We start from the raw sequence: 15,876 nt of genomic DNA, 5'->3' as shown, positions 1-15,876 counted from the left end.
GGGGGGCTCCTCGTGGTCTCGGCGACCGCCGCCGGTCAGCGCGGCGCGACGCGGTATAGCTGCAACGCTCCGCCGGTCGGGATCGGCTCCAGCCCGGCCACGGCCTCTCCGCGGATCAGCCGGGCCTTCAGTCCATCATGATCCTGGGCTTGGGGCGAGCGGGAGCAGAGCAACAGGTAGGCGGCGCCCCGGGCGCGGAGCCTGTCCAGCGCCAGGGCGGGCGGGGCGGACAGAATGGCGTCGCCGTCCACGATCCCGCGCGACTGGCGGTGATACGGGGCCGACAGGACGCTGTGCGGCGTCCCCGCCAGGACGAAGGGCCCCAGGCTCAGCGGGCTCACCACGAGGCCGGGCGCCTGACGGGCCAGCACATCGTATTGTCGGAGATCCTGGCATGCGGAATCGTCCACTCCGGCCCTGGGGCGGGAGGCCGCCGTCGCGGCGGCGGCGCCGGGCGGGTGGTCCGCCGGGGCGGAGCCGTCGGGAAGAACGGCCGAGGCCAGGACGGCCCAGGTGGTGCTGCTCAGCATCAGGCCGCCGGCCAGCGCGACCAGGAGGGCGGACCCGCCGGCGAAGGCGGTCGCTTCGGCCCGCCTTCCGATCGCCGCGGCGATCAGCGGCAGCGCGAAGATGTTGGCGTAGAACATTGTCCGGATCTGGAGACATCCCGCCACGAAGGCGAGTAGGGCCGAGGCCAGATAGGCCAGGACGGCCCAGTCCCGCCGGCGCCGGGGATCGCGCAGAAGGTCGGCCGCCGACGCCAGGCCCAGCGCCGGTCCGAGCGCCATGATGACGGCGCTGCCCGGGTCTTCGGCGAAGATCGTCGTCCAGGGCTTGAGTTCGTCGACATAGTCGAGCCAGACCGGCCAGAGGCGCCGGTCCACTTGGCCGAAAGGCCCCTTGAGGCAAGCCGGCTCGATCGCCGCGAAGAGGGCGAGGATCCCCCCGGCGAGGCCGCACAGGCAGGCCAGCCGGGCGCGCTGCGGGAGGCGGGGCGACGCCAGCGCGGCGAGGCCCAGGCCTCCGATCGCCGCGGTCGCCGCATAAGTGAGCGAGAGGCTGTCGCAGGCGCCCGCCGTCCAGAGCGCGGGCGGAACGGTCGTGACCGTCAGCGCCGTGACGGCGACGGCGAGGACGAGCCCGTAGGCCCGGGCTTCGGCCCGACGAGCGTCGCCCTCAAAGCAGCGCCCGGTCATCACAAGCGCGCCCGCCAGCGCATAAGGCAGCGTCTCGAGCCCGACCGCGAGCATGAGGGCCGTGAGGAAGCCGCATCGGGCCGCGTGGCCCGGCCCGTCCTGGAGCAATGTCGCAAACATCCAGAGCGTCAGCACGGCCTGGACGTTGTGGTGATCGATCCGGCCCGGCGCGAACTGCCAGAGCATCGACAAGCCGAGGCCCAGCATCATGAGGGCGGGCAGAGCCGCCCTGGGACCGCCCAGGCGCAGCGCGAGCGCGCGCACGGCCAGCAGCGCGGCCAGCAGCACGAGCGCCGGCCATGTCGCCATCGCCAGGCGTTCGGCCGCGGCCCCGTCCGCGACGAGCCCGAAGGCGCGGATCAGCAGCGCGAGCGGCGCATCGATCAGGCGGGACCAGTGCATCGGGACGGGATTGGCGGGATCGAGCCGATGCTGCACGAGGTCGAACCACCCCTGCCCGGCCATAAGGTCGCGCACCTGCACGAGCCGCATGGCGTCGTCGGTGTCGCGGAAAGCGACCCCCAGGGTGGGGGGCAGGCCCCCGAACAGCAGGGCGGCGCCCCAGGCGGCGAAGACCAAAAACCAGGGCGAGATCCTGTCCAGCGAGGCTGGCGTGTGCGCGCGGAAGGTCAGGTCGGTCATGCGATGGGCCTCAGCGTCCTGATTTCATAGCGGCAGCGCGTTAACGCGGCGTTCAGGACTGGAGAGCCGTCGGTCAGAGGCTCCGTTTACCGAAAATTCCGAGGTGGGAGGCTATGTAACCATCCAGGTTGTACAACCTTCCGTCACTTTGGCTTGTGCGCTGCTGAGCCTGGCCGACCACGAAACGGATCCCATGCCGCTGCTGGCCCTCGCCCACCCTTCCATGCTCGCCAGACTCTCGCAGCGATTCGGCTCGTGGGCGGCCCGGTTCCGGTCGACGCCGCTGGGCGCCCTGCTGGCGTTTCCGATCGTCCAGGCCTTCAGCCGCTTTCTCGGCGTCGGAGCCGTGGGGCTCGCGGCGGACGCCACGATCTTCAGCGTGCTGGACGCCCGCCACATGGCGCCGGAGATCTCGCGGGCGATCTCGCTGGGGGTGGCGACCTGCATCACCTGGCGGCTCAACCGCGCCTTCACCTTCGCGGCGAGCGGCCGGAGGGCCCCCGTCGAGGCGCTGCGCTACACGGCCGTGGCGCTCCTGGCCCAGGGGCTCAGCTACGGCGTGTTCCTGACCCTCGTCTATGGCGTCCCCGCCCTGCCCCGGCTTTTCGACCTGCTGGTCGGGGCTGGCCTGGCGGCGTTCGCGGGCTTCGCCGGACACAAGTTCTTCGCCTTCGCTCCCGCCGAGGCCTGACTCTTCGCAAGGTGCGCGTCATGACCCAGAGCCCAGCCGCCCAGCACACGGACGTCCTCATCATCGGAGCGGGCCCGGCCGGGCTCACCGCGTCCTACCTGCTGACCAAGGAGGGCCGCGACGTCACCGTGATCGAGCGCGACCCGGACATGGTCGGCGGCATCAGCCGCACGGTGAATTACAAGGGCTTCCTGTTCGACATCGGCGGCCACCGGTTCTTCTCCAAGGCGAAGGAGGTGGTCGACCTGTGGAAGGAGATCCTGCCGGACGACTTCATCGAGCGCCCGCGCATCTCGCGCATCTACTACAAGGGCAAGCTCTATTCCTATCCGCTGAAGGCGTTCGAGGCGCTGTGGAACCTCGGCGTCCTCCAGAGCGCGCTGTGCATGCTGAGCTATGGCGTGGCCAAGCTGCGGCCGATCGAGAACCCGAAGACCTTCCACCAGTGGGTGCGCAACGCCTTCGGCGAGCGGCTCTTCTCCATCTTCTTCAAAACTTACACCGAAAAGGTGTGGGGCATGTCCTGCGACGAGATCTCGGCCGACTGGGCGGCCCAGCGGATCAAGGGGCTGAGCCTCGGCGGCGCCGTCATGAACGCGCTCGGGCGCGCCTTCCGGGGCAAGCCGAAGCCGCAGGCCGGCGGCGAGGTCATCAAGACGCTGATCGAGTCCTTCCAGTATCCCCGCAAGGGCCCCGGCATGATGTGGGACGCGGCGGCGCGCAAGACGCGCGAGCAGGGCGGCCGGGTGCTGATGGACCGCAGCCTCGACACGATGCGCTATGACGAGGCGGCGAAGCTCTGGACCGTGACGGTGCGCCAGGGCGACGGCGCGATCGAGACCCATACGGCCCGCCACGTGATCTCGTCGGCCCCCATCACGGAGCTCACCCGGGCGATCGCCCCGGCGCCGATCTCGCTCTTGCATGCGCGGGCGCTGCGCTACCGCGACTTCCTGACCGTGGCGCTGATCACCACGCGCCAGGATCTCTTCCCGGACAACTGGATCTACATCCACGATCCATCCGTGAAGGTCGGCCGCATCCAGAACTTCCGCTCCTGGTCGCCCGAGATGGTGCCCGATCCGACCCTCGCCTGCCTGGGGCTGGAATATTTCTGCTTCGAGGGCGACGGCGTCTGGTCGGCTCCGGACGACGAACTGATCGCGCTGGCCAAGGCCGAGATCGCCAAGATTGGCCTGGTCCAGGAAGACGAGGTCGTGGACGCCTGCGTGGTGCGCCAGGCCAAGGCCTATCCGGTGTATGACGACGAGTACAAGGACCATGTCGCCATGGTGCGGCTCGACCTGGAGGCGCGCTTCCCGACGCTGCATCTCGTGGGCCGCAACGGCATGCACAAGTACAACAACCAGGACCACGCGATGATGACCGCCATGCTGACGGTCCGCAACATCCTGGCCGGCGAGCGGCTCTACGACATCTGGGACGTCAACGAGGACGCCGAGTATCACGAGTTGGGCGAGAGCGGCGTCCGCGAGGCGCTCGGGTCCGAGCGGCTGGTCCCCCGCAAGGTGGCCTGAGGCTCAGGCCGGCTGCGGCCTGGCCGGGGCGAACGCGTAGACGGCGGTCGCCAGCAGCAGCGCCGCCGCCAGCGCGAGATGCAGGCCCGCATAGGTCTCGGCGGGCGGGGCGCCCCGGTCGATCCCGGCCTGCACGAAGCGGCCGGACATCCACTGCAGCAGGCCCGCGCCGCCGATGAACACGAAGTTCAGCGCCGTCACGCCGCGCCCCAAGAGATGGGGCGGAAAGAACAGGCGCGCATGCGCCATCAGGATGCCGTAGGTCATCCCCGCCGCCCCGATCACGACATAGAGCGTCACGGCCGCCGGCGCACCGAGCCAGCCCGGGACGCCCAGCGCCAGCAGCGCCGCGCCGGTGGCGACGCTTCCCGCCAGGGTCACGCGTTTGGGCCCGCCAGCCCATCGCTCGATGGGGCCGTAGGCCAGGGCGCCGATGGAGATCGCGGCCCCCATGGCGGTGGCGGCCTCGCCGCGGGCGGCGGCGTCGAAGCCGTGCACCCCGGCGAAATAGGGCGCGATCCAGAGGCTGCGCAGCGCGATCACCACGGCGTAGCTCAGCATCGCGAGCGGCAGCAGCGCCCAAAGCGGCCGCAGGGTCGCGATCTCGACCAGCCCGTCCACGATCCCGTCCGGCCCACCCTTGGAGGCGAGGCGGGGCGGATCACGCAGCGTCACGGCCACCAGGGCGGCGCTCAGCGCCGTCACGGCCGCGATCGCGCCGATGCTGGGCCGCCAGCCGAACTGCGCCACCGCGAGCGCCAGCGGCGTCGCTCCGAGCAGGTTGCCAAAGGATCCCACCCCGATGACGATGGACGCCATCATGGCGAAGCGTTCGGGCGGCGCGGTCCTGCCGAAATAGTAGAGGCTGCCCATCAGCACCGGGGCGCAGCCGGCCCCGATCAGCGCCATGGCCCAGAGCAGGTCGGCGAAGCTGTGGGCCATGGCGAACCACGTCGCGCCCGCGACGGCGAGCAGCATGAAGCCCGCGATGGTCCCGCGCGGGCCGAAGCGGTCGAGCGTCACGCCCACCGGAAACTGCGCGAAAGCGAACGCCGCGAACCAGACGGCCGAGAGCGAGCCCAGCTGCGCCGCGTCGAGCCCCAGCTCGCGCGTCAATTCGCTGGCCACGATGGCCAGGAAGGCGCGAAAGAACTGGCTGAGCACATAGGCGAAGAGCAGCACCCCCAAGGTGGCCATGAACGCTCCGCTCCCTTCGGCTGTTGTCGTTGCGTCGCGCAGTTCAACCACGTTCGTCCGCGCGGCGTTAGCGCCGTCCGCGCATGAGCGGGCCGCGATCCGGCGCGACCCGCGCCACGGCGCGGCGCACCCTGTGGAGGCCACGCCATGAGTCCCGAAACGCCGCCCCGCGCAAGTCCCCCCGGCCGGACGCCCGTGGCGCCGCCGCCGCCCACCGCCACCGGCCTGCGGGGCCGATGCCCGCGGTGCGGCAAGGGCCACCTCTTCTCGGGCTTTCTGAAGCTCGCACCCTGCTGCGAGGTCTGCGGCCTGAGCTATGACTTCGCCGATCCGGCGGACGGCCCGGCCTTCTTCGCCATGATGATCATGAGCTTTCCGGTGCTGGGCTTCGCGCTCTGGTACGACGCGGCCTACCAGCCGTCCTGGTGGGGCCATCTGCTCGTGTCGCTGCCGCTGTTGCTGCTGCTCTGCGTCGCGCCGCTACGGCCGCTGAAGGGCTGGCTGGTGTGCTCACAATATTACTACAAGGCCGAGGAAGGCCGGCTCGCCCCGCAGGAGCGGCCCGAAGCCGCGCCGCCAGCCATCGTGGCGGAGCTGCGGGACGAGAAAGCGCGCCGGACCGAGGGTTGAGGCTTCACAGCGCGGGCGCGAGCGCATCCAGCACGGCGTTAGGCTCCTCGATCATCAGCATGTGGCCGGCTTTCGGGACCACGAGGGTGCGGGCGCCCGGGATGGCGTCGCCCAGCGCCCGCCCGGCCTTCGCGGGCGTCATCTGGTCGCGTTCGCCGAGCACGAGGACCGCCGGGCAGCGCAGGGCGGCGGCGCGCGCCAGCCCGTCCCGATAGGCGTCGCAGGCGGCGAGATCGGCGTGCAGCACGCCGGGGGCCGCCCGCTCCAGAAGGCGCGTCCCGTCGCCCGCCATCCACAGTCCCGGGACGGCGCATCCGCCCAGTCCGGCCCGCGGGCCATGGCCCCAGAGCGAGACCATGTCGATGGCGCGCCGCTCGTTCCGCTCGGCGGCGGCGAGCAGGTCGGCCGAGACCGGCACCACGCCGGCCGTCCCGACGAGCCCGACGGCCCGCACCCGCTCCGGATGGCGCGCGGCGGCGTCGAGGGCCACGAGGCCTCCCATCGAATGTCCCACGACGGCCGCCTTGGCGACGCCCAGCGCATCGAGCACACGCATCGCCCAGTCCGCCATGGCGGGGATGTCGGCGAGCGGCGCGCCCGTCGAGGCGCCGTGGCCCGGCAGGTCCAGCGCCAGCACGGAGCGGCCGTGATGGGCGAACCAGCGCGTCTGGAGAGCCCATACGGTGTGGTCCATCCCGGCGCCATGGACGAAGACGACCGACGGGAGCGCGGGGTCGAACGGCCGCCCCCCGGTGGCGGCGAAGACAGTCTGGCCCTCAAGCGTGACGCGCATGGCTCACCCCCTCTGGGAGGCGCGCAGCGCCTGGGCGAGGTCGGCGATCAGGTCGTCGACGTTCTCCAGCCCGACGGACAGGCGGATCATGTCCTCCCCCACGCCGGCGGCCGCGAGTTGCGCGGCGTCCATCTGCTGGTGCGTGGTGCTGGCGGGGTGGATCACCAGCGTCTTGGCGTCGCCCACATTGGCGAGGTGGCTCGCCAGCCGCAGCGCGTCGACGAAGCGCTTCCCGGCAGGCCGGCCGCCCTTGATCCCGAAGCTGACGATCGAGCCCGCGCCGCGCGGCAGCAGCCTTTGCGCCAGCGCATGGTCGGCGTGGTCCGGGAGGCTCGGATGCAGCGCCCAGGCCACCGCCGGCTGGGCCTGCAGGAAGCGCAGCGTCTCCAGCGTGTTCTCCATGTGGCGCTGCATGCGCAGCGGCAGCGTCTCGACGCCCTGCAGCAGGTGGAACGCGTTGGTGGGGCTGAGGCAGGCGCCGAAGTCACGCAGGCCCTCGGCGCGGGCGCGCATGATGAAGGCCGCGGGGCCGAACTCCTCGGCGAAGACCATGCCGTGATAGCCCGCATAGGGCTCGGTGAGCGTGGGGAACAGGCCGGAGCGCCCCCAGTCGAAGCGCCCACCGTCCACCAGCGCGCCGCCGATCGCCACGCCGTGGCCCCCGATCCACTTGGTGACGGAGTGCATCACGATGTCGGCGCCGAGCTCGATCGGCCGGCACAGCCAGGGCGTCGCGAAGGTGTTGTCGACGAGGAGCGGAACGCCCGCCTCATGCGCGATGGCGGCGACCGCCGGGATGTCCAGCACCTCGAGCCCCGGATTGCCGAGCGTCTCGCCGATGACGAGCCGCGTGCGCGGCCCGATCGCGGCCCGCATCGCCTCATGGTCGCGCGGCTTGACGAAGCTGGTCGTGATCCCGAACCGGGGCAGCGTATGGGCGAGCAGGTTGATCGTGCCGCCATAGAGCGAGGAGGAGGCGACGATGTGGTCGCCGGCCGAGAGCAGCGTCGCGATCGCGAGGTGCAGAGCGGCCTGGCCGCTGGCGGCGCACACCGCGCCGACGCCGCCCTCCAGCGCCGCGAGCCGCTCCTCCAGCACCGCAACGGTGGGGTTGGAGATGCGGCTGTAGATGTGGCCGGCCCTCTCCAGGTTGAACAGGGCGGCGGCGTGGTCTGAGTCCTCGAACACATAGGAGGTGGTCTGGTAGATCGGCGTCGCCCGCGCGCCGGTGGCGGGGTCGGGCCGCTGACCGGCATGGAGGCTCAGGGTCTCGAAGGCGGGGGGTCGGGGTCCGGACATGGTGGCTCGCCGTCGCGCGGGGGCGGATGCGCCCGGCGCAAGAATAGACCGGCGCGCCCCGCCCGGCGCAAGGGCGCGGTCGCGCCCGCCACCGGCGTGAGCCGGATCAATGCGGACCCCGGCGCGCCGTGGCAGGATGGCGGCTTGGGACTTCAGCCAGGCGACGACTTCCCGCCATCGAGGCACGCATGACGCCATCGCCCTGGGCGCCCTGGATCTGGCCCTTCGTCACCGCGCCCGAGAGCGCGGCGCAGCCGGACGCGTGCTGGGCCACCCCCAACGAGGTGGTGCTGGAGCTCGAAAGCCTGCGCCTGCGGCGCTTCGGCGATCCGGCTGCATCCGGCCCTGCGACGCTGGTCGTGGCGCCTTACGCCATCCACGGCGCGACCGTGGCGGACTTCGCCGAGGGGCACAGCCTCATGCGGCGCCTGCGCGATGCGGGCGTCCCTGGCCTGCACTTGCTGGAATGGGCCACGGCCACGCCGCAGATGCGCTTCCATGGGGTGGACGACCAGCTCGCGGCCCTGAACGTCGCGGTGGACACGCTGGGCGGGACCGCGCGCCTGGCGGGCATCTGCCAGGGCGGCTGGCAGTCGCTGCTGTTCGCGGCGCGGTTTCCGGCCAAGGTGGAGCGCCTGGTCCTGGCCGGCGCGCCTGTTGACTGCGACGCCGCGCCGTCCGGCATCGTGCAGGCGACGCGGGGCATGGCCCCGGCCGCGCTGGACGCCTTCGTGGCCTGGAGCGACGGCGTCGTGAGCGGGTCGCGCATGCTGCAGTTCCTGGAGACCTCCTCCCTGCAGAGCGCCGACGTCGAGGAGGTGTTCCAGGCGGCGCGGCCGGACCTCGCGCCCGCCTTCGAGGCCTGGAACGCCCGCACGCTCGACCTCCCGGGGCGCTACTGGCTGCAGACGGCGGAGTGGCTGTTCCGCGAAAACCGTCTGGCCCGCAACACATTCCCGGCGCTGGGGAGGCTCGCGGACCTGCGCGACGTCCGCTGCCCGCTCTTCGTGCTGGCGGGGCGGGACGACGTCATCGCCCCCGCGCCCCAGGCCCTCGCGGCGGCGCGGCTCGTCGGCGCGCCGGCCCGCTCGGTCCACGCCGTGACGGCGCCCTGCGGCCATCTCGCGCTGTTCATGGGCGCACGGACGCTCGCCGACGAATGGGGGCGCATCGCGGCCTTCCTGCGGGCGTGAGTCAGCCGGCCTGCAGGCTGGGCAGGCTCGCCATGAGGTCGGCGAAGCGCTCGCCCTGGACGGCGATGTGGTCGCGGATCAGGGTGGCGGCCTTCTTGGCCTTGCCGCTCCGGATGGCGGCCACGATCGCCTCATGCTCGGCGAAGGACGCAGCCACGCGGTTGCGCACCCGCAGCTGCAAGCGCCGGTAGGGCTTCAGCCGGCGGTGCAGCGCGGAGGCCTGCTCGATCAGGAAGCCGTTTCGGCTGGCGTGGAAGATGGCGAAGTGGAAGCGCTCGTTCTCGTAGTAATAGGCGTCAGGATCCTTGCCGAGCGCGGCCTTGCAGGCCCGGTGCGCCTCAACGATCTCGGCTTCCGCCTCGGGCGTGAGGCGGCGGGCCGCGAGCTTGGCCGCATAGGCTTCGAGCTCGGCCATCACCTCGAACATCTCGATCAGGCGCTCGGGAGTGACGGAGGCCACAAAAGCGCCGCGCCGCGGGCGTGAATCGACGAGGCCGGCGGCCGACAGCTGGTGAAGGGCCTCCCTGACGGGGGTCCTGGACACGCCGAAGCGCTGCGCCAGGGCGACTTCCTCAAGCTTCTCCCCGGGCGCGAAATCGCCCACCAGGATGGCCTGCTCGATGAGGTCGCGCAGCCTGGCGTGGGAGGCGGGAGCCGGAATCTGGTTCATGTTTGTGCACCTGCGTCGGCCTTCATGTATACACGCACATTGACGCGCTGTACAAGACAGGTTACGAAATTCACATCGCCGCGAAGAGCGCCCGCCGGACACCGGCGGATCACCTTGGAAGGAACCGCCACATGCTGATTTCCCGTCGTTCCGTGGTCCGGGCCGCCCTCGCGGCCCCGGCGATCCTGAGTCTTCCGCGCGGCAGCTTCGCGCAGCAGAAGACGATCAAGATCTCGCATCAGTTTCCCGGCGGCACCGCCGACCAGGGCGACTTCCGCGATCGCATGTGCCGCAAATTCGCGGCCGAGATCGAGAAGCGCACCAAGGGCGAGCTCACCGCCCAGGTCTATCCGGGCTCGTCCCTGATGAAGACCAACGCCCAGTTCTCCGCCCTGCGCAAGGGCGCGCTGGACATGAGCCTCTACCCGCTCAGCTATGCGGGCGGCGAGGTCGTGGAGACCAATATCGGCCTGATGCCCGGGCTCGTGACCTCCTACGAGCAGGGCGCGGCCTGGAAGAAGTCGCCGATTGGCAAGAAGCTCTCCGACATCCTGGCCGACAAGGGCGTCATGATCGTCAGCTGGGTCTGGCAGTCGGGCGGCGTCGCCAGCAAGACCCCCGTCATCACGCCCGCCGACGCCAAGGGGATCAAGATCCGCGGCGGCTCGCGCGAGATGGACATGGTGTTCAAGGCGGCCGGCGCGTCGACGCTGAACATCCCGTCCAATGAATCCTACGCGGCGATGCAGACCGGCGCCTGCGACGCGGTGGTCACCTCCTCGACCAGCCTCATCTCCTTCCACCTGGAGGAGCTCGCCAAGAACCTGACCTCCGGCCGCGGCCGGTTCTACTGGTTCATGCTGGAGCCGATCCTGATGTCGCGTTCGCTGTTCGAGGCGATGCCGAAGACCCATCAGGAAGCCATCCTGGCGGTCGGAGCGGAGCTCGAGCCGTTCGGCACGGCCGGCGCCAAGGCCGACGACGAGGAGGTCGAGAAGGTGTTCGCCAAGGCCGGCGCCAGCGTGAAGACGCTCGACGACGCGACCCTCGACCAGTGGCGGAAGCTGTCCCGCGAGACCGCCTGGAAGGACTTCTCCGAGCGCAACGCCAGCTGCGCCGAACTCCTCAAGCTCGCGGAGCAGGTGGCGTGAGCCATGGCATGCCGGATGTCGTCGCGCCGGTCGAGACCCCGGTGGTGCCGGGTCCGCTCGGGGTGCTCGTCAGGGCGATGACGGTGGTCAATCGCCTGGTGCTCGGCCTCGGCGGCGTCGCCGTCGTGGCCGCCGCCGCGGTGCTGAGCTACAGCGTCGTCGTCCGCTATTTCCTGAAGATCCCGACGGACTGGCAGGACGAGACCGCCATCTTCCTGCTGGTGGGCGCGACCTTCCTGAGCGGCGCGGCCGTGCAGGCGCGCCGCGGCCATGTCGGCATCGAGGCCTTCGCGGCGCTGATGTCGCCCCGGGCCAACCGGATCCGGCTGATCTGCACCGACATCGCGTCGGCGGCGTTCTGCGCCTTCTTCACGTGGAAGAGCTTCACGCTGCTGCACGAAGCCTGGGTCGACGACCAGCATTCGTCGTCGACATGGGGGCCTCCGCTCTGGATCCCCTACTCGCTCATGGCGGCCGGCATGCTGCTTCTCACCCTCCAGCTGCTACTGCAGGCGGCTGTCGCGCTGAACAGGAGCGGGCGTTGAGCACCGGAGCGATCGGACTTCTCTACGCCGGGGCGACCCTGGGCGCCATGTTCTCCGGCATGCCGATCGCCTTCGCGCTCGGCGCGGTGGCCGTGCTGTTCATGGCCTTCTTCATGCCGGGCGCGTCGCTCGATACGGTGACGCAGAACGTCTATGAGGAGATGTCCTCCATCACGCTGCTGGCCATCCCGCTCTTCATCCTGAAGGGCGCGGCGATCGGCCGGTCCCGGGCCGGGCAGGATCTCTACTCCGCCCTGCACGCCTGGATGCACCGCATCCCCGGCGGGCTCGGCATCGCCAATGTGTTCGCCTGCGCGCTGTTCGCCGCCATGGCGGGCTCGTCCCCGGCGACCTGCTCGGCCATCGGATCGGCCGGCATCCCGGAGATGCGCCGCCGGGGCTATTCGGGCGGGTTCGCGGCCGGCATCATCGCGGCCGGCGGGACGCTCGGCATCCTGCTGCCGCCCTCCATCACGATGATCCTCTATGCGGTCGCGGCGGAACAGTCGCTCGGGCGGCTGTTTCTGGCCGGCATCGGGCCGGGCTTCCTGCTGGTGGCGCTGTTCGCCGGCTATGCGGGAATCCGCTTCCGGCAGGAATACGCCGCCGCCAAGCGCGCCTTCGAGGCGGGCGGCCCATCCTCGCCCATCCTGGAGGAGGACCTCCTCACCACCAAGGCCAAGCTCTCGCTGCTGCCGCGCGTCATCCCCTTCGTGCTGCTGCTGACGGGCGTGATGATCGCCCTCTATGGGGGCTTTGCGACCCCGTCCGAGACCGCCGGGCTCGGCGGCGTGCTGGCGCTCGCCCTGATCGCGGCGATCTACGGCGTGTGGAAGCCGGCCGACCTCTCGCCGATCCTGCAGGCCACCCTGCGCGAGAGCACGATGCTGATGCTCATCATCGGCATGTCGCTGCTCTACGCCTATGTGATGAGCTATCTCCACATCAGCCAGTCCACCGCGCAATGGATCGTCGCGCTGGGACTGTCCAAGTGGCTGCTGCTCATCGTGATCCTGCTGATGGTGATCGTGCTGGGCTTCTTCCTGCCTCCGGTCTCCATCATCCTGATGACCGCGCCCATCATCCTGCCTCCGCTCAAGGCCGCCGGATTCGACCTCATCTGGTTCGGCGTGGTGATGACCATCGTGATGGAGATGGGATTGATCCACCCGCCGGTGGGCCTCAACATCTTCGTGATCAGCAACATCGCCCCTGACATCCCGCTCCGGGACGTCATCATGGGGACGGTGCCGTTCGTGATCCTGATGGCGCTGGCGGTGCTTCTGCTCTGCCTGTTCCCGCAGATCTCGACATTGCTGCCCGATCTGGTGATGGGCCCGGCAGGACCGACCAAATGACGAATCTCGAGCCAGAGACCCCCGGCGCCGTCGCCGTTGCCGCGCCCGGCTGGAGGCAGGCGGTCAACATCTCCTTCTTCAGCGACCTGTTGCAGTCGATCGCCGACCGCGGCCGCGCCATCATCACGAGCGGGCGGCTCGGCGGCGGCAAGGACCTGGCGGGGCTGTGCGCCGACCTCCTCTCCAGCCGCGGCGAGGCGTCCGGCGTCGCCCTGGCGCGGGAGGTCCTCGATCGCTACGACCTGCTGGACGACGCCGGCAAATGCGCCTTCCTGCGCGAGCTGGTGCTGCGCTTCGGGGCCGAGCCGGCGCAGCTGGAGCGCGCCATCGAGGCCTATCGGGCCGCCCCCGACCACCGCACGCTGCTCGACCTGCATAAAGCCGCCGAGCCGCGCCGGCAGGAGCTGATCCGCCGCCTCAACCTGTCGCCCGGCGGCACGTTGCGCCTGGTGCGCATGCGCGAGGAGCTGTTCAGGCACCAGCGCGAGCACCCCGAACTGGAGGCGCTGGACGCCGACTTCCAGCACCTCTTCTCGTCCTGGTTCAACCGCGGCTTCCTGGTGCTGCGGCCGATCGACTGGTCGACCCCCGCCAACATCCTGGAGAAGATCATCCGCTACGAGGCGGTCCACGCCATCGAGAGCTGGGACGACCTGCGCCGCAGGCTGCAGCCGGCCGACCGGCGCTGCTTCGCCTTCTTCCACCCGCAGGTGGTGGACGAGCCGCTGATCTTCGTGGAGGTGGCGCTGACCTCCGAGATCCCCGGCGGCATCGCCGGCCTCCTGGCCGAGGACCGCGCAGTCATCGAGCCCCGGCAGGCCAACACGGCCGTGTTCTACTCCATCTCCAACTGCCAGGAGGGGCTGCGCGGCATCTCCTTCGGCAATTTCCTGATCAAGCAGGTGGTCGAGGAGCTGGCCCGGCAGGTCCCCACCCTGAAGGCCTTCGTCACGCTCTCGCCCGTTCCGGGCTTCGCCTCCTGGCTGGCGCGCGAACGCCGCAACGAGGCCTCGCAGGCGCTGACGCGCGAGGACAAGGCCGTGCTGGAGGGCCTGGACCAGGAGGGCTGGGCGCAGGATCCGGCGCGGCTGCCGGCGCTCCGGCGGACCCTCACCGAGGCCGCGGCCTATTATTTCCTGCGCGCCAAGACCGCCGGCGGGCGCCCGGTGGACCCGGTGGCCCGCTTCCATCTGGGCAACGGCGCCCGGCTGGAGCGGATCAACTGGCTGGGCGACTCGTCGCGCAAGGGCATGGCCCAGGCCCACGGGCTGATGGTCAACTACCTGTACGACCTCGACGACATCGAGCGGAACCACGAGGCCTTCGTCAACAAGGGGCGGGTGGCCGCGGCCTCCAGCGTCCGCGGGGCGCTCAGGTCTGACCTGCCCTCCCGCGACGTCGTCCCGCTGCAGTAGAGCAACATCGAAAGACGCATCATGTCCGACAATCTCTTCGCGCTCGTCCGCCAGCGCATCGGCACGCCCGGCAAGCTGTTCATCGAGACCAGCGACGGCCGGCGCTTCACCTATGCGGACATGCTGGACCTCTCGGCCAGGCTCGCGCATGTGCTGACCTCCCGGGGCGTGCAGACCGGAGACCGGGTCGCCGTGCAGGTGGAGAAGAGCGCCGAGGCGATCATGCTCTATCTGGCCTGCCTGCGCGCCGGCGCGGTATACCTACCGCTGAACACGGCATACACGTTGGCCGAGCTGGAATACTTCATCGGCGACGCCGAGCCGCGCATGGTGGTCGCATCGCCGCGCAACGGCGCGGCGCTCGGCCAATTGGCCTCGCGGCTGGGGGTTTCGGCCACCGAAACCCTGGGAACGTCCGGCGACGGGTCGCTGATGGAGCTGGCCCGGTCGATGCCGGCCGATTTCGCCGACGTGGCGCGGAGCAAGGACGATCTGGCGGCCATCCTGTATACATCAGGCACGACGGGCCGCTCCAAGGGCGCCATGCTGACGCATTGGAACCTCGCCTCGAACGCTCTCACGCTGGAGGAATACTGGCGGTTCACCGCCGACGACCTGCTGCTGCACGCGTTGCCGATCTTCCACACGCACGGCCTCTTCGTGGCGACGAACACCATCCTGATGGCGAACGCCTCGATGCTGTTCCTGCCCAAGCTCGACGCCGACGAGATGATGCGGCTGATGCCGCGCGCCACCTGCATGATGGGCGTGCCCACCTTCTATGTGCGCCTGCTGCAGGAGCCGCGGCTCAACCGCGAGACCACGGCGCATATGCGCCTGTTCGTGTCCGGCTCGGCGCCGCTGCTGGCCGAAACCCACCGCGCCTGGAGCGAGCGCACCGGCCACGCCATCCTGGAGCGCTACGGGATGACGGAGACCAATATGAGCACCTCCAACCCGTATGACGGGGACCGCGTGCCCGGCACCGTTGGCTTCCCGCTGCCCGGCGTGGAGCTGCGCGTCGTCGACCCGGAGAGCGGCGCGGCGCTGGCGGACGGCGAGGTCGGCATGATCGAGGTGAAGGGCCCGAATGTGTTCAAGGGCTACTGGCGCATGCCGGAGAAGACCGCGGCGGAATTCAAGCCCGACGGCTTCTTCATCACCGGCGATCTCGGCAAGATCGACGAGCGCGGCTATGTGCACATCGTCGGGCGCGGCAAGGACCTCGTCATCACGGGCGGCTACAACGTCTACCCCAAGGAGGTCGAGACGGAGATCGACTCCATCCCGGGCGTGGTGGAGAGCGCCGTCATCGGCGTGCCGCATCCGGACTTCGGCGAGGGCGTGACGGCGGTGGTGGTGGTGCCGCCCGGGTCGACGCTCACCGAAAAGGACGTGCTGTCGCGCCTGGAGGGCCGGCTGGCCAAGTTCAAGCAGCCCAAGCGCGTGTTCCTGACGCAGGAGCTGCCTCGCAACACCATGGGCAAGGTGCAGAAGAACGTGCTGCGCGAGCAGCACAAGGACCTCTACGCGAAGTAACGGCGCGCCGCCTCCCAGA

The 15,876-nt window shown here is 70.4% G+C and carries 14 protein-coding genes; 9 read left to right on the top strand and 5 right to left on the bottom strand.

Annotated elements, in window-relative coordinates; all coding sequences use genetic code 11:
* Positions 1–35 precede the first annotated feature (35 nt).
* Positions 36–1,838: a hypothetical protein gene (locus ABEG18_RS26700; RefSeq protein ID WP_406856050.1), complete on the bottom strand. Its 1,803-nt coding sequence runs from the start codon at positions 1,836–1,838 to the stop codon at positions 36–38.
* Between the two features lie 193 nt (positions 1,839–2,031).
* On the opposite strand from ABEG18_RS26700, the gene ABEG18_RS26695 reads away from it, so the two are divergent.
* Together ABEG18_RS26695 and ABEG18_RS26690 are read left to right on the top strand one after the other, a co-directional pair.
* Positions 2,032–2,529 (top strand): GtrA family protein, encoded by a 498-nt coding sequence (locus ABEG18_RS26695; protein WP_406856049.1) that lies wholly within the window; start codon positions 2,032–2,034, stop codon positions 2,527–2,529.
* Positions 2,530–2,549: 20 nt separating this feature from the next.
* On the top strand, positions 2,550–4,067 hold the full coding sequence (locus ABEG18_RS26690; RefSeq protein WP_406856048.1) for an NAD(P)/FAD-dependent oxidoreductase: 1,518 nt from the start codon (positions 2,550–2,552) through the stop codon (positions 4,065–4,067).
* 3 nt (positions 4,068–4,070) lie between these two features.
* Here ABEG18_RS26690 and ABEG18_RS26685 read toward each other — a convergent pair whose 3' ends face one another.
* The gene (locus ABEG18_RS26685) at positions 4,071–5,264 is read right to left on the bottom strand and encodes an MFS transporter (RefSeq protein ID WP_406856047.1); all 1,194 of its coding nucleotides are present in this window, start codon (positions 5,262–5,264) and stop codon (positions 4,071–4,073) included.
* A gap of 147 nt (positions 5,265–5,411) precedes the next feature.
* On the opposite strand from ABEG18_RS26685, the gene ABEG18_RS26680 reads away from it, so the two are divergent.
* The gene (locus tag ABEG18_RS26680; RefSeq protein ID WP_406856046.1) at positions 5,412–5,894 is read left to right on the top strand and encodes a DUF983 domain-containing protein; all 483 of its coding nucleotides are present in this window, start codon (positions 5,412–5,414) and stop codon (positions 5,892–5,894) included.
* Between the two features lie 4 nt (positions 5,895–5,898).
* On the opposite strand, the gene ABEG18_RS26675 is transcribed toward ABEG18_RS26680, so the two are convergent.
* Together ABEG18_RS26675 and ABEG18_RS26670 are read right to left on the bottom strand one after the other, a co-directional pair.
* Positions 5,899–6,687 (bottom strand): alpha/beta fold hydrolase, encoded by a 789-nt coding sequence (locus ABEG18_RS26675; RefSeq protein ID WP_406856045.1) that lies wholly within the window; start codon positions 6,685–6,687, stop codon positions 5,899–5,901.
* Between the two features lie 3 nt (positions 6,688–6,690).
* Positions 6,691–7,986 (bottom strand): O-acetylhomoserine aminocarboxypropyltransferase, encoded by a 1,296-nt coding sequence (locus ABEG18_RS26670; RefSeq protein WP_406856044.1) that lies wholly within the window; start codon positions 7,984–7,986, stop codon positions 6,691–6,693.
* Positions 7,987–8,174: 188 nt separating this feature from the next.
* On the opposite strand from ABEG18_RS26670, the gene ABEG18_RS26665 reads away from it, so the two are divergent.
* Positions 8,175–9,179: an alpha/beta fold hydrolase gene (locus tag ABEG18_RS26665; protein ID WP_406856043.1), complete on the top strand. Its 1,005-nt coding sequence runs from the start codon at positions 8,175–8,177 to the stop codon at positions 9,177–9,179.
* A 1-nt stretch (position 9,180) separates the two neighbouring features.
* Here the strand turns inward: ABEG18_RS26665 and ABEG18_RS26660 are convergent, their stop codons facing one another.
* Positions 9,181–9,849 carry a GntR family transcriptional regulator gene (locus tag ABEG18_RS26660; protein WP_406856042.1) on the bottom strand — a complete coding sequence of 223 codons (669 nt, stop codon included), beginning with the start codon at positions 9,847–9,849 and terminating at the stop codon, positions 9,181–9,183.
* Positions 9,850–9,980: 131 nt separating this feature from the next.
* Here ABEG18_RS26660 and dctP point away from each other — a divergent pair, with 131 nt between their 5' ends.
* From dctP to ABEG18_RS26635, 5 genes are read left to right on the top strand one after another with little or no spacing between them, the layout of a single operon-like run.
* On the top strand, positions 9,981–11,000 hold the full coding sequence (gene dctP, locus ABEG18_RS26655) for a TRAP transporter substrate-binding protein DctP (protein WP_406856041.1): 1,020 nt from the start codon (positions 9,981–9,983) through the stop codon (positions 10,998–11,000).
* A complete protein-coding gene (locus ABEG18_RS26650; protein WP_406856040.1) occupies positions 10,997–11,545 on the top strand; it encodes a TRAP transporter small permease in 549 nt (182 codons plus the stop codon). Before dctP ends, ABEG18_RS26650 begins: the two co-directional genes overlap by 4 nt.
* Positions 11,542–12,903, top strand: coding sequence for a TRAP transporter large permease (locus tag ABEG18_RS26645; RefSeq protein ID WP_406856039.1), 1,362 nt, complete (start codon positions 11,542–11,544; stop codon positions 12,901–12,903). The genes ABEG18_RS26650 and ABEG18_RS26645 overlap by 4 nt, the downstream gene beginning before the upstream one ends.
* Complete coding sequence (locus ABEG18_RS26640; protein ID WP_406856038.1) at positions 12,900–14,318, top strand: malonyl-CoA decarboxylase; 1,419 nt, start codon at positions 12,900–12,902, stop codon at positions 14,316–14,318. The genes ABEG18_RS26645 and ABEG18_RS26640 overlap by 4 nt, the downstream gene beginning before the upstream one ends.
* A gap of 21 nt (positions 14,319–14,339) precedes the next feature.
* The gene (locus ABEG18_RS26635; protein WP_406856037.1) at positions 14,340–15,857 is read left to right on the top strand and encodes a malonate--CoA ligase; all 1,518 of its coding nucleotides are present in this window, start codon (positions 14,340–14,342) and stop codon (positions 15,855–15,857) included.
* Positions 15,858–15,876 lie beyond the last annotated feature (19 nt).

It is taken from the genome of Alsobacter sp. KACC 23698, assembly GCF_045348435.1.
GTDB lineage: Bacteria > Pseudomonadota > Alphaproteobacteria > Rhizobiales > Beijerinckiaceae > Alsobacter.
The sequence above is the reverse complement of the archived record's forward strand: the minus strand, read 5'-3'. Positions and strand labels throughout refer to the sequence as shown.

Coding starts and splice junctions, on each gene's coding strand:
- ABEG18_RS26700 (WP_406856050.1), bottom strand. CDS start 1,838: ATGACCGACCTGACCTTCCGCGCGCACACGCCAGCCTCGCTGGACAGG.
- ABEG18_RS26695 (WP_406856049.1), top strand. CDS start 2,032: ATGCCGCTGCTGGCCCTCGCCCACCCTTCCATGCTCGCCAGACTCTCG.
- ABEG18_RS26690 (WP_406856048.1), top strand. CDS start 2,550: ATGACCCAGAGCCCAGCCGCCCAGCACACGGACGTCCTCATCATCGGA.
- ABEG18_RS26685 (WP_406856047.1), bottom strand. CDS start 5,264: ATGGCCACCTTGGGGGTGCTGCTCTTCGCCTATGTGCTCAGCCAGTTC.
- ABEG18_RS26680 (WP_406856046.1), top strand. CDS start 5,412: ATGAGTCCCGAAACGCCGCCCCGCGCAAGTCCCCCCGGCCGGACGCCC.
- ABEG18_RS26675 (WP_406856045.1), bottom strand. CDS start 6,687: ATGCGCGTCACGCTTGAGGGCCAGACTGTCTTCGCCGCCACCGGGGGG.
- ABEG18_RS26670 (WP_406856044.1), bottom strand. CDS start 7,986: ATGTCCGGACCCCGACCCCCCGCCTTCGAGACCCTGAGCCTCCATGCC.
- ABEG18_RS26665 (WP_406856043.1), top strand. CDS start 8,175: ATGACGCCATCGCCCTGGGCGCCCTGGATCTGGCCCTTCGTCACCGCG.
- ABEG18_RS26660 (WP_406856042.1), bottom strand. CDS start 9,849: ATGAACCAGATTCCGGCTCCCGCCTCCCACGCCAGGCTGCGCGACCTC.
- dctP (WP_406856041.1), top strand. CDS start 9,981: ATGCTGATTTCCCGTCGTTCCGTGGTCCGGGCCGCCCTCGCGGCCCCG.
- ABEG18_RS26640 (WP_406856038.1), top strand. CDS start 12,900: ATGACGAATCTCGAGCCAGAGACCCCCGGCGCCGTCGCCGTTGCCGCG.
- ABEG18_RS26635 (WP_406856037.1), top strand. CDS start 14,340: ATGTCCGACAATCTCTTCGCGCTCGTCCGCCAGCGCATCGGCACGCCC.